General features: G+C 39.0%; 16 protein-coding genes and 2 tRNA genes. 1 reads left to right on the forward strand and 17 read right to left on the reverse strand.

Going from position 1 to position 12,871, the window contains the following annotated elements; all coding sequences use genetic code 11:
• Positions 1-133: 133 nt before the first annotated feature.
• The 9 genes from G636_RS0105430 to G636_RS19370 all read right to left on the reverse strand — a co-directional run bounded on the left by G636_RS0105430 (position 134) and on the right by G636_RS19370 (position 5,190).
• Positions 134-1,180 (reverse strand): RNA ligase (ATP), encoded by a 1,047-nt coding sequence (locus G636_RS0105430; protein WP_026507217.1) that lies wholly within the window; start codon positions 1,178-1,180, stop codon positions 134-136.
• Entirely contained in the window at positions 1,177-1,965 is a 789-nt protein-coding gene (locus tag G636_RS0105435; RefSeq protein WP_242826925.1) for a tRNA(His) guanylyltransferase Thg1 family protein, read from the reverse strand. Before G636_RS0105435 ends, G636_RS0105430 begins: the two co-directional genes overlap by 4 nt.
• Positions 1,966-2,037: 72 nt before the next feature.
• Positions 2,038-2,113 (reverse strand) — tRNA-Met (locus G636_RS20230).
• A gap of 119 nt (positions 2,114-2,232) precedes the next feature.
• Positions 2,233-2,304: transfer RNA gene (locus tag G636_RS0105440), tRNA-Gly, on the reverse strand.
• Between the two features lie 83 nt (positions 2,305-2,387).
• Positions 2,388-3,101 (reverse strand): metallophosphoesterase, encoded by a 714-nt coding sequence (locus tag G636_RS0105445; RefSeq protein ID WP_026507219.1) that lies wholly within the window; start codon positions 3,099-3,101, stop codon positions 2,388-2,390.
• Positions 3,102-3,104: 3 nt separating this feature from the next.
• A complete protein-coding gene (locus G636_RS19365) occupies positions 3,105-3,467 on the reverse strand; it encodes a helix-turn-helix domain-containing protein (protein WP_051226559.1) in 363 nt (120 codons plus the stop codon).
• Between the two features lie 285 nt (positions 3,468-3,752).
• Positions 3,753-4,055 (reverse strand): hypothetical protein, encoded by a 303-nt coding sequence (locus tag G636_RS0105455; RefSeq protein ID WP_196803039.1) that lies wholly within the window; start codon positions 4,053-4,055, stop codon positions 3,753-3,755.
• Between the two features lie 282 nt (positions 4,056-4,337).
• Positions 4,338-4,766: an ImmA/IrrE family metallo-endopeptidase gene (locus G636_RS17430; RefSeq protein ID WP_051226561.1), complete on the reverse strand. Its 429-nt coding sequence runs from the start codon at positions 4,764-4,766 to the stop codon at positions 4,338-4,340.
• Positions 4,741-5,190, reverse strand: a complete 450-nt coding sequence (locus tag G636_RS19370; protein ID WP_026507221.1) for a helix-turn-helix domain-containing protein — start codon at positions 5,188-5,190, stop codon at positions 4,741-4,743. Before G636_RS19370 ends, G636_RS17430 begins: the two co-directional genes overlap by 26 nt.
• 169 nt (positions 5,191-5,359) lie before the next feature.
• Between G636_RS19370 and ftsZ the strand changes: the two genes are divergently transcribed.
• Positions 5,360-6,550 carry a cell division protein FtsZ gene (gene ftsZ / locus G636_RS17440; RefSeq protein ID WP_035778840.1) on the forward strand — a complete coding sequence of 397 codons (1,191 nt, stop codon included), beginning with the start codon at positions 5,360-5,362 and terminating at the stop codon, positions 6,548-6,550.
• Between the two features lie 82 nt (positions 6,551-6,632).
• Here the strand turns inward: ftsZ and G636_RS17445 are convergent, their stop codons facing one another.
• The 8 genes from G636_RS17445 to G636_RS19390 all read right to left on the reverse strand — a co-directional run bounded on the left by G636_RS17445 (position 6,633) and on the right by G636_RS19390 (position 12,856).
• A complete protein-coding gene (locus tag G636_RS17445; protein ID WP_035778842.1) occupies positions 6,633-6,827 on the reverse strand; it encodes a hypothetical protein in 195 nt (64 codons plus the stop codon).
• 31 nt (positions 6,828-6,858) lie between these two features.
• Positions 6,859-7,023: a hypothetical protein gene (locus tag G636_RS20470; protein WP_196803040.1), complete on the reverse strand. Its 165-nt coding sequence runs from the start codon at positions 7,021-7,023 to the stop codon at positions 6,859-6,861.
• Positions 7,024-7,030: 7 nt separating this feature from the next.
• Positions 7,031-7,633, reverse strand: coding sequence for an AAA family ATPase (locus G636_RS17450; protein WP_051226566.1), 603 nt, complete (start codon positions 7,631-7,633; stop codon positions 7,031-7,033).
• A 155-nt stretch (positions 7,634-7,788) separates the two neighbouring features.
• A complete protein-coding gene (locus tag G636_RS19380) occupies positions 7,789-8,319 on the reverse strand; it encodes a hypothetical protein (RefSeq protein WP_051226568.1) in 531 nt (176 codons plus the stop codon).
• 33 nt (positions 8,320-8,352) lie between these two features.
• Positions 8,353-10,413: an AAA family ATPase gene (locus G636_RS19385; protein ID WP_051226570.1), complete on the reverse strand. Its 2,061-nt coding sequence runs from the start codon at positions 10,411-10,413 to the stop codon at positions 8,353-8,355.
• Positions 10,414-10,525: 112 nt separating this feature from the next.
• Positions 10,526-10,888, reverse strand: coding sequence for a hypothetical protein (locus G636_RS0105495; RefSeq protein ID WP_026507222.1), 363 nt, complete (start codon positions 10,886-10,888; stop codon positions 10,526-10,528).
• 81 nt (positions 10,889-10,969) lie between these two features.
• Positions 10,970-11,620 carry a hypothetical protein gene (locus G636_RS0105500; RefSeq protein ID WP_196803041.1) on the reverse strand — a complete coding sequence of 217 codons (651 nt, stop codon included), beginning with the start codon at positions 11,618-11,620 and terminating at the stop codon, positions 10,970-10,972.
• Positions 11,621-11,662: 42 nt separating this feature from the next.
• Positions 11,663-12,856 carry an MBL fold metallo-hydrolase gene (locus G636_RS19390; RefSeq protein ID WP_051226572.1) on the reverse strand — a complete coding sequence of 398 codons (1,194 nt, stop codon included), beginning with the start codon at positions 12,854-12,856 and terminating at the stop codon, positions 11,663-11,665.
• Between the last annotated feature and the right edge of the window lie 15 nt (positions 12,857-12,871).

The following is a 12,871-nucleotide window of genomic DNA, read 5'->3' on the forward strand; positions in this document are numbered from 1 at the left end:
ATCCAATTGGGATCCATTATTTACAGTCATCATCATCAAAGTGAGTATCAGACAGGATATATACCGATCCATTTTCTGACTAGTGTCTGAATGGTTCATATAAAGTTGATATCATGCTGCCTCCTGTCTATGATCACTCATCATTTTTCATTAGATACTTGTTGTTTATCACTTTCATTGATAAAGGTCCGCTAAGTGTATAAGAGTGAACAGGCGTAACAGGCCTTATTACTATTCCCTCTCTTATTGTCCCATTGTATCCAACACCTTCAGCCCTGGCTAAAAGAGCTGCTTCATCTGGATACTTTGCAAGAAGGTCATCACCTTCCTCTTCCACCGGGACCATCTGGCAGTGAACGTATTCACAGATTTCCCTTAGCGTTGTAAGATCAGTTCTCTTATCATCCGTTTTAGCTGTAAATACAAACCACTCCGGCCTCTTTAGCTTAAGCCTGTTCTTCTGAATACCTTCACCGCACCATTCTCCCTGAAGTACAAGAGTGCTAAGTCCATGCTCATCTGCATACTCTTTCATCTTTTCAGGTATACCTACCGCCTTTACGTACTCAACAAATGCAGACTTTCCATCATCCTTATAAGTGAAGTTATGTCCGGTAAAAGAAATCTCCCCATCCCTTACACCTATTGAATGGCTTGATCCATCCATCTTTGTAGTTATGTAATAGGGTAGTCCCCTGAACTCATTTAGGAGCTCTGGTGCAGACTGTATTCTGGTCTCATCCGTCTTAGGGATATATCCCGGACGATCTCCAATCATAGTTCCTCCGGATCCTGCACGCTCAGGCATTTCCCATTCACGAACGCCAAGGATCTCTGTAACATCCATTCCTTCCTCCAGTGCTATTCCCTGAAGCTTTGACAGCTTATCTATTCCTAGACATAGCCCTTGGGATATCTCTCCTCTGAACTTCATGGTCTTAAGCCTGAATCCTTCTCCCATGAACTCATTGTTCTTATAGGAATTCTTTCTTAAAAACTCGAACTCCTCACATACAGGGAGAAAAGAATCTATCTCGAAATAGACCACCATATCCCCTACATGGAATTCGTTTTTTCCACCGACACACTTCCATCCAAGTACCTGTACTAGTTCAAGTCTATCCGCATCCGGTATAGGCATGACTGCCTTTACCTTCTGTATTGATGCTAATTTTCTCATCTTTTCTTACCTTCCTTCTCAATAATGCTTCGAATAAGCTTCCCATATTCATCTCCTATCGAAAGCTCGTAATCTACATGTATCCTTTTGCGCGTTGTCATCTTTGTCTCACCGGACAAGGGATTAGTGTCCTCTTTCTCATACTCTTCCATCCACATACCGACTCCGCGTTTCTGCCATAAAGGCAGCTTATCGTAATTAATTCCTCTGCTGAAAAGGAGTTCATTTTTGTAACTCACACCTTTGCCATTCAGCTCTAATGTCGCCTTGTGAACTGACACCCCTTCTTTTCTAAGCATCCAGTAACAGTGCGAATTAAGAGCATTTCTGTTAGCATCCTCCTGTCTCCATCGGAAGTAATCTTCAACTCTTTCTACATTGGTGAGAGGCACCATTCTGCAATCAAAAGTTGCTGCCATTCCAAGTTCCAGCGAAAACACTGCACTGGCTTCAGCAGCCAGGGTTGAATTGTATTTTCGCACTTTCCTTCCAAATGCATCCTCGCCAGCAGCAAACAGTAATGATATCTCATCGCTTTCTGTGTATGCATACACAACTCTGAATCCACAATCCATGAGCGCCTTTGTAGTTTTCACCATCATATCTCTAAATTTTTCATCAAACGGTGCTTCAAAGTTGCAAACTTCTTTTGTAAGCTTTGTAAAGCCCCGACCATCAAGCCTTGCAACCATATAAATGTCAGGAAGTAATACCTGATCTAACGATTGCTCATAAATTCGCATCTTTGCATCCATCTCATCAAAACGCATTGTTTTCTCTTCCATTACTATTCTCTACTAACAATAGTATTCCTCCACTGCACAGTTGTCAGTTAACTCGTGGTTGATAAAACGAAGTCGCGGGGGCAGGAGTCGAACCTGCTATCACTTGGGATATGAGCCCTGTATGGTCATTCCGTTCCACTCCCCCGCAAAGGCCGGATGAAGGATGTGCGACTTCCGGCCCATGGCGCAGAAGACCGTGCCTGTGGCCTTCTGCTAAATTTATTTGTTTATCCAGAAGTAAGGAAGTGCCTGCTTTCTCCTTCTGAGAGTGGATAACCGGTTATGATCCGGCACCTTCGGTTTGGAAGACCGATATGCTGCCAATTACACCACATCCACGTATTTTTGTATTAAAAAAAGGATCCATCCAACACGGACAGATCCCAAAAATCTACAGTTTATTCCGATGCCACTATTAACCTCTATCCGTTCTGAAACTTTGCCTCTTCGAATTTCCTCGTCAGAGTATCAACGATGTAAAGTTTCTGATTCCCGAAAGGATCCCCATTTGAGTAAGTCGAGAAAAGATCCAAAGTCAACACTCCTCCCAAGTCAAGAGGTTCTTCTACCGGTGTATGGCCCACAACATGGTAAAACAGATTGTCCCTGAACATTCTGTAAAAATCAGCCTGAGGTCTTGCCCAGATCGGCGAATTATCCCTCCACAGTTCCTGCTTACCCATACGGTTAATCCTTGCAAGAATATCATCAATCTCTTTCATATGATATCCGCAGGTTTGGAAAACAAAACTCTCCGTAAGACCGGCATGACTAAAAAGCACATCATCAATCATATGAACAAATCTATAACGATCTTCAAGCACACGCTCCAGTCTGGTAATGCCTTCAATGGCAGTCATCCTTGCCTGAACAGAATATCCCGATTCCATTGCATCCCAGAGATAAGATACATCGTGATTCCCGTAGCACCAAAGAGACTCACCATGTTCTTTTCCAAACTCTGCAGCTCTTTTCAAAGTCTCTTCATAAGCATCAATATCATTGCCCTTCCCCCAGTCATCTACCAGATCGCCAAGAACAACAATATCTTCATAACTGCTTTTATCAACTTTTTCAGCCTCATCAAAAATCCAGGGCTTTAAATGCACATCTGGAATTACTAAAACTCTACTCACGAATCAACACCTTGTTTCTATCAAAAAGGTCTGTTCCTTCCATGTCTTGGGAATAATAAGCTCATCAATGCTTACTCCCAACATGCCACTTAAAATATAAAGATTATCGATAACAAGAAATGTTCCCTTATGTCTCCATTTATTCACAGCCTGAGGCGTAACACCCATCTTCTCCGCAATAGCCCTGTCTTTTAGCCCCTTGGTCTTTATCATTTCACAGATGTTTTTCTTCGTAGCCTCCATATCCATACCTGAAGCTCTATCCGGCCACTTACAACTCACTGTATATTCTGCACATCCGATCATTTCACAAAACGTATGTGAACCTATCATTTCCAGTATTCTCCTGAGACTATTATTAGGCATATCATCTCTCCATCTATTTATGTTTTCTCTAGTACTACTTATATTCTAATAGCAAAGTTTAGCCCTGTCATTAAACTCGTGGTTGATGAAATCACCAACCCAAAAATCATTAGTCCCAGAACTGCATAAACTGTTTGTTACTAAATTGCTTGTTGATAGTTACGTAGTACATTTACAATAAATCCTCTTAACTTTCTGCTGCTCCCCGCAGCTCCATATCTTTGTTCTGTTAGTATTATCGCCTTGTCGGACCTATTTGTATAGGGTCATCAGATGACACAAATTTTACGTAATTTGATTATCAATTGGTTTCTCCCTACCCAAGTAACTAAACGGCTCAAAAAGTGTTTTAAGAGACTCTGACTGAGCCCAATCAATCTTGGAGATAAATGTTCCAAAAGAACGCATTGCATTTTGTGGATCCCTGACACTAAAGAACGTTCCAACAGTGGCCTTGTTATATTTATTTGCATGGTTTAAATCCGGAACCATTTCTCTTTTTAAATCATCAATGAATCTAATCACCTCCCCGATAAGCCCTTTTTCTTCTGGGATATCCTCCAGTGCATCTATAATAACTCTTTCCAATGCACCGTTTATTTCACACAAATCTTCCTGTGTAGTGAGGTTGCCTCAGAATACAGTTTGATAATACCATTAATTTACTTGCTCAGAGACACGGAAAAGAGCTACCAATTATCACAACAGTTCTTCAGTAATTTAATTTGATGTTTAGAAATATTTCAGTGCGATTATGGTAAAATAGAACCACTTCATGTAGGTGCGAGAGTCACCTACATATCATAAAAAGCGAGGGGCGTCCATTGTCTTGGATACGCTCCTCGTTCTGCGCTTATTATATATTTATATCTATTTCTTCTCGACACTTTGCTCAACAATATTCTGCAACAAATATGGCGCAATTTCTTCCATAGCAATTCTAAGATTGGCCTGATCTTCCAGAAGTGCAAGTGCGAACAGATTTGCCTCATACTCAGCCTCCATATTTATTCTGCCACCAACATCTGCAAAGTTATTTACCGTCTCGTTATGTAAAAAGATGTGTCCCAGTTCATGGGCACAAAGCACTATCTTTGAACTCTCTGTGTATTTCACATTTATGACGATATAAGGTGTATATCCCCTGAATTTAACAGCATGAGCCTTGAACCATTTAGCACCGCTGTCTGATTCCATTACCTTTATTCCAAATATCTCAGCAAGTTTGAATGGATCGCTGGTATGATAAGTATTCTTCAGACCAGTAACAAACTCAACGATCTCCTGCTTTCTTCTCATCCCCCGAAGCCCCCTTTGTCTGATATCTGTAACTCATAACCTTTAGATGACCAAGAAGTTCATTTGCAAACTCGACAATTGTGGCCTCATCCATCTGGCTTGGATCATATCCTCCAAATGCTGCCAGAGTTGGCGTTTTCAAAATAAACTCGATTGCCTCCTGTGGATTGTCAAAATGATTAGGAAGTTTATTGATATCTTCCCTCTCTGAAGTCTCTGCCTTAACAGTGTTCCCCATCAACTCCGCAGGAGTAGTATTAAGAATTTTGCAAAGTTTATCAAATGTTTCAACAGGAATCTTTGTAATACTAGACGCCTCATATCTGTAAAGAGTCGTATAGGACACTCCAAGCTGTTCTGCGATACTCTCAACAGACAATCCAAGCTCTTTTCTTCTGTTCTTTAGTCTTTCTCCAATCTGCATATATTTTACCTCGCCTTGAGTATCATCTTACCCTATTATTTGCAAAAATGCAAATTTTGTATTGACACAAATTTGCATAAACGCTATATTGTAAAACATAAAATACTTGCATAAATGCAAGTTCTCATTCAATCATTTGCACAAGTGCAAATATCGGAGGTGACAAAGTATGTTGGAAATAAAAGAATCACGTAAGAATCAGAACATGCCTAAAGTCCTTGTAATAGGAATTGGTGGCGGGGGTAACAATGCAGTATCACGAATGATTGAAGAAGAATCTGAGTATGTTACTTACGCAGCATTGAATACGGACTCAATGACACTGAATAAGTGTCCTGCCAGTACCAGACTCCAACTTGGTCAGAAGCTTACTCAAGGTAATGGAGCTGGTGGTGACCCTGCAATAGGAGAATCTTCTGCAAAAGAGTGCGAGGAAGAAATAACAGAACTGGTCAAAGATGCTAACATGGTCATTCTCACATGTGGTATGGGCGGTGGAACTGGCACAGGTGCAATCCCTGTTGTCGCACAGATCTGCAGAGATTTAAACATACTAACAGTTGCTGTTGTAACCATGCCATTTGAATTTGAAAGCCGCCCAAGAGTCTTTGCCGCTCAAACAGGGCTTAAGAAACTCGAGCAAAATGTTGATACACTTCTGGTTATTCCTAACGACAAATTGCTCACCATAACTGACAAGCCCTTCTATATTGAGGACGCTTTCAAATTTGCTGACTCTGTCTTAAAGTATACTGTTGAAGGAATCACAAATATAATATTTAACCACGGAACCATCAATCTTGATTTCAACGACCTTCGATCCACCTTAAAAGACAAGGGATATGGCCTTTTCGGCATTGGAATTGCCGGAGAGGAAGAGACAATAACCGATGCTGTAGAGAAAGCTATCTGCTCACCGCTTCTCGATACAAAAATAACTGGAGCATCCAACATCCTTATAAATACCAGCGGGAAAGTAGACCTTGTAGCTCTCAACAAAGCCATTTCCTATATCAGGGAACAAGCAGGCGAAAATGTTAATATATTTTGGGGTACTGTTACTGAAGAAAATGCTTCATCAGATATAGTGGTCACTGTAATCGCCACAGGAATGAAACCTGCTACCACTGTTACAGCACAACTCCCTTCAGCCAAAGCTGTCGTTTCCAAAGACATTCCTAAATTCGATTATTCAAAATCAAATCCAGTGAAAGCTAAGCCTACAACTCCCGATTTGAATCTTGAAATATTAGGCCATGCAAAATCAGCAAATGATGTTTCCTTGAAACACATAGATAAAGTCAAATCAAGTGTAGCTCCTGTACAACTTATGATTCCTGAATTTCTTATTCGAAAGTAAAGGATAACCTCAAAGCCAGGGCGACCTGGCTTTGAGATTATATACTGATACAGTTCTGCTTAAACTGCTAAGTCAAATGGAATCAAAACTCATCATAAAAATCATCCGTATTGAGCCCTGCATCTTCAAGAGCCTCTCTTCGTTCATCTTCATCCATGAACTCCAGCTCATCTCTATCGAGCCCTGCAATTTCAATCTCATCTAAAACATCGTCATCTTCATCAACACTACTCTTTTCGTTGTATTCATTCATAGCAGCCCAAATACACTTAGCCATATCATTCTCTCTCTTATCATTTCAAAAACATTTATACAGCAAATCCGATTGTATTACTCTTTCGCTTCGTTGCTGCATCTGAAATATTTACATCAAAGTCGCTATCAATGAGCTTTTCAACACTAGTCTTTGGAATATCTCTCTTTCCATAAGTAGCAACAAGTCTCTGAGACTGCTTTAACATTGCCTGTTCCAATAGGTTCCTAACAAATCCATCTTTCCTTTGCTTTATTATCAATCTTAATTCCTCGATTTTTAGCCATAAGCTGCAGGATGCTCATCAGTTCTTCCTCGTTATAATCCGGAAAACTTAGATGAAAGGCAATTCGGCTTCTTAATCCCTCGTTTTGATCTAAAAACTCCGCCATTTTTTCCGGATAACCTGCAAATATGACTATTACGTCCCCTCTATGGTTTTCCATTTCTTGAGCAATAGTATTAATCGCTTCCATCCCAAAGGTCTTATGATCTTCGACTAATGAATATGCTTCATCTATGAAAAGGATTCCACCGCTAGCCTCCTTGAACTTGTCTCTCACTTCTCTAGCAGTCCACCCTACATACTGGCCAACTAAATCAGCTCTTCCGCACTCAACTAAAGCACCTGTTTTCAGGATTCCTTCTTCTGTCAATATGTCTGCAATCAGCCTTGCCACAGTCGTCTTTGCACTACCAGGATTCCCAGTAAAGACCATGTGTCTTGATACCGCCTCATCTTTAAATCCATAACCATCTCGAATTTTCTGTAATTTATACGCTGCCACTATCTGATCTGTAACAGCCTTGATTTCTGACAGACCAATCATATTCTGAAGATTTTTATATGCACTTCTTTTCTTTGTCTTCTGGGGGTGCGGACAGAATCTTGGACCGTCACCCCCAATTTATGGAAAACTACTTGCCGTTTACACTGCTAGTATATCCTCATCAATCAACCAAAATACACCACGCATAATACCGGCTATCCTTCCTTCTGAATTCGCTTTACCTCCAGTAGCAATTGTTTTTCATAAGAATCTCTACTGAGTTTATGTGCTCCAGAGACCATGTATGTTTTTGCCTTTCCAATCACTTTCTTTGTAATGGAATGATCTATGACTTCATCCTTATTCCCAAGAATAAATATTCCATTTTCCCAGTTGTTCTGGTATTCCTGGCTCATAAACTTAAAATATTTTTCATCCCTCATGCAATAGTCTGGGGACAGCTTTTTCAAGCTTATTAGTGGACACACACAAGGATTAGTGGCTATAAATGGGATATCTAATTTCGCTGATAAGATATTTGCAAAATAACTACCATATGAGGTTGCTACAATTAACCCTATTTGATATACCTTTACCGCTGCCAAAAGAAACTCTTCAACATCTGAGGCTGCACAACTATCATAATCTATTGCAAAACTAATCACGTTATACCCTGCTTCATGTAGAATTGAATAGTTCGTATTCTCAGCTATTCCGGCATATCCATGTATATTAAGGATATTCATATTTATCTCCATTTCTGTAATTTTTAACACTTATCAAATAGCGAACCCTATAGTATTAGCCTTTTTCTTGAGGCATGCATCTGAAAGATTAACATCAAAATCCGAAACTTCTAACTTCTCAACACTCGCCTTAGGTATTTCCTTCCCTTTGTATGTAGAATAAAGTCTCTGAGATTGCTTTAGCACAGCCTGTTCTAATAGATTTCTGACAAAACGTCCATTACCAAATTCCTTTTCCGTACAAGCCTTTTCACATATACTCTTACACTTTTCTATTGCCTTGTTATCAAGTTTTAAGCCTCTGTTTTTAGCCATAAGCTTAAGAATACTTGCAAGTTCATCTCCGTTATAATCCGGAAAGTTTACGTGAAAAGCTATTCTACTTCTCAATCCTTCATTCTGATCCAAAAATTCTGACATTTTTTCCGGATAACCTGCAAATATCACAATAACATCATCTCTATGGTTTTCCATTTCCTGAACGATAGTATTGATAGCTTCCGCTCCAAAGCTCTTCCTGTCATCCACTAAAGAATATGCCTCATCAATAAAGAGCACTCCACCGCTTGCTTCCTTAAACTTGTCTCTAACTTCTCTAGCCGTCCATCCCACATATTGACCAACAAGATCTGCTCGTCCACACTCTATTAATGCACCTGTTTTTAGTACTCCCTCATCAGTTAATATGTCAGTTATGAGCCTTGCAACTGTTGTTTTGGCACTTCCTGGGTTACCTGTAAATACCATATGTTTGGATATCCCCTCATCTTGCAAGCCATAGCCACTACGGACTGACTGCATTTTGTATGATGCTATAATTTGATCCGCCAACGCCTTCACCTCAGAAAGGCCAATCATATTTTGTAATTCTTTATAAGCAGTGTCCTTTCTTTTCTTCTTGCCGGCTTTGGCAATGCATTTACACTCTCTGTAAGAGCTATAGGCTTTATTTCGAAGAACATCTTTACTCCATTTATTAAATGCAACATGCACATCGTAACATTTATATGTTTTTCTCTCAGATTGTAAATAATCTCCCAAACCATCATCTTCAAGCTCAGAAAAATTACTTTCTTTCACAAGATGATGCAGATACTCCATTGCTTCTTCACGTTGCCCCGTACCTTCATGTAGTTCTATTCTGTCTATGAAATCCTCTGTCTTAATCAATAATTCTTTTGAAAACCCATGATTCTCACATTCTTCCAAAAAGAAAAAGAGTGTTTTTGTATGATACTCTTCAACAAGTTCCGCAAAATACCTTATAACACGTTCATAGCTTTTAGCATAGTTGCCATGGTTACCATCAGAACCACGCATATCTATTACAACAGCAGCTCCCTCAGCATGCTTGCAAACATGTCTTAGATCACTTTCATCGTAGCACCCCTCTTTTATCTGACTTATCAGATTTATTCTCGAACTCAATATACGTCCTTGACTATAAAGCATTTGAACCATCAGCTTAATAATTTCCATGCCAGAATCTCTATTACCTGATAAAACGCAATAATGCACAGGATAACCATAAAATTTCCTAGAATTTCCCCGCGCGAATATTCTTTCCAACTCATCATAAAGCGTTATATCTGCCATTATTTCTTTCGCTTTAACTATTGCTGATTTTTTATTTAGCTTTTTATTGGCGGTCATTATCTCATTTATCTTGAAATAGCTGTTTCCATAGAAATCAAAGTCGAGATCACTTCTACTCTTTCTCGTACTTCTTCTCACATAATCCCTGTTATCAGCTTCTTCAAGCATTTCCGAGTATTTCTTTGTAGTTATTTCTTCAATTGGTGCCACTATGATTCCTTCAGCACCATATACTTTTTCAGTAGCTCGAATAATTATCTTTTCAACCTTCGAAGCTGAAATCCTATCAGGCCATACAGCCACCGCAAAATCCAAGGAATCCTCATCCACACTATAGACAACTGCAAAGAAATCATCTTGAGAAGTATGAGAATATATTTCAGCATTCAGCTTTACCATTTTATCTTCAAGCGATTCTTTCTTCTTATCTTTATCATCCTCTTTATTTTCAACCTCTTTTAAAGATTTGTATTGCAGGCTCAAGTTATAACATAGCATTGTACATTTCCTCCATTTTGCTATCATCCCTCTTCGTCATGTACCTTATAGATCACATAATAAAAAAAGCAATGTACTTTTTTTGGCACATTGCTAAAATTCATTTTCTTTATCAAAAGCTACTCATATATTGTCCAACATATACAACTTCAAAGTTCTCATACCAGAAATCAATGTTAGCTCCAATGCGCAATTTCTCAGTTATATTGCGGTTCAATCCAATATCGAACATATCAAAAACCTCGATACTAGCCTCTACTACTATTTCCATTATTTTTGTTCCCTGATCCATTACAGAGTATAGCTCAACAATCTTGTAATCACATAATCCAAGCTCATACCAATACTGGTAGCAATAATCTCCATCAAACCAAAATGCTTCGGGATTTTCCTGAAGATACTTGGTTATAGCATTGAATATCTCAAAATAATACCTACTCTCTATAATATGCTTTGTCTTCTCTAACTCGTTCATAAAAAGCTCCTACAAGCACCATTGTGTTTATATAATAAAAAAAGCAATGCGCTTTATTTTGCACATTGCTCTTAAATCAACTTAATACGGTTCAATCTTGTAATCAACAATGCCTTCTCCAGATTGACCAACAATTCTTATGATAAATACTTGGACATATCTTCTTATAATCTCAAAGTCACAGTTGTTTAAACTATCCAGCTCATCAATCCTTTTTTGCTGATTACTATTTTCAAACACCGCTATAGCTGGAAGGTATGGAAAATCTATTGTATACGTCAGAGTCTCTGAAACCATTCTGCTTATTGTCTCATCGTTGTTCTCTGGTGGTTTAACTTCTGCGCCATATATTTTTTTATCATACTCCAGACACAAATCAATATTACCGATTTTTTCTATCTTGTATGGCATAGGTGTTTCGTAATCAATAATATCAACATTGTCCTCTATATGTCGCCACTTTCTCTTAAAATGACATTTATGACAATTATCATCATTCTTTCCGTAATAAAACATACACCGGCATATTTGTTGCTCATCCGTTTCTTTATTATGCTCATTATACCAACCAGCACATTCTTTATGATCAGGATGGGTCGGAATATTTGATGGTTCTTTATCCCGAAGTTTTTCGACTAAATAAGTAACATCCTTTTGTTCATCTCGATACGCTCTTTGGCAAATCTCTGCTAAATCATGCAACGCTTTTAACTCTTTTTCCTTCTGATTCATAAGCGCAGTATCCTTCAAATGTGCCATATCTGTCACCTTCTTTCAAATTACGATTTCTTTACCATCACCTATCGCCAGTATTGTTGTCTCCTCTGGCAACAAAAGATTGCTCTTTTCTTCTTCATCGGCTGATGTATGATGGATAATTAGTTGTTTTGGTTTTATTATTTCTATTACCTGCTCCAGATCTTCTTTGGTAATATGCCCTGATACATGAACTCGCTCAATATGTCCCTTACTATATTCGAGCAACTCAGCGACATCTGGAAGCGTCTCATATCCCTTCCACATCGAATAAACCAGGCATGTTTTATCCGGATACTTTTCAAAAAACTCCTTAACAAGAGGTGTATGCCGTTTGCCAGCCCGAATTGCCATTCCAAAACCACGTTTTTCGTATAGATCTCTTTTTTCATCCATATAGGAATGAATCTTAAATGATTTGTATTCTTTTTCTCTATTCTTATCAGCAATATGCATCACATGCGTTTGGTAACCATCGGCCAAAGCATACTTTCCTGTTGGAACACATCTTGAAAAAGCCGCGATTCTATCAATGTTTGATGAAGAGGCCAAGAGAAATACATACTTATTTTCACGAAGTATTCTCCAAAACTCTTTTTCGCACCACTGCTCATCCTTATAGTAAGATGATGACCTCGAAAGATTTGTTCCTTCAGTAATCAACAAATCTATATGCCCTAAGTTCTCAAGCGTATCCTTAAGTCTATCTGCATAGAAGCCATGCAATCTGTAATCTCCTGTAATAAGAATTCTTTTTCCGCAGCCTTCCACTAAGTACATAAGTGAGTCACTTGCAGAATGATCAGATGCCAGAGGCGTTATCTTCAGCTCTTTTATTACTACTGGTACACCTTCCATAAGTTCCTTTATTTCCTTCGCCCATACTATCTGACCCACACTAACTTTATGTTCCTGCTGTGCCTGAAGGATTTCGCGGGCAGTTTTATGCATATAAACCGGTATATCTGCCATGATGTTAGGCACTTCTCCAACATGATCTCCATGATAATGAGTTATAAAAACAGCGTCGCAGTTGGCTTTGCCCGTGGTTACACCATCAATGTCGAGAATATCCTGTCTGCCTTCACCTTCCAATGGCGATCCAAAATCAAACAATATTCTCGCATTATCTGTGGCTATTTCTGTACAGACTCCGCCAATCTGCATAGCACCTCTGTGTGGTATTACCCTTATCTTGTTTACATCGCTCATATTATCACCCTTTAG

It is taken from the genome of Butyrivibrio sp. MC2013, from assembly GCF_000424585.1.
Lineage (GTDB): Bacteria > Bacillota > Clostridia > Lachnospirales > Lachnospiraceae > Butyrivibrio.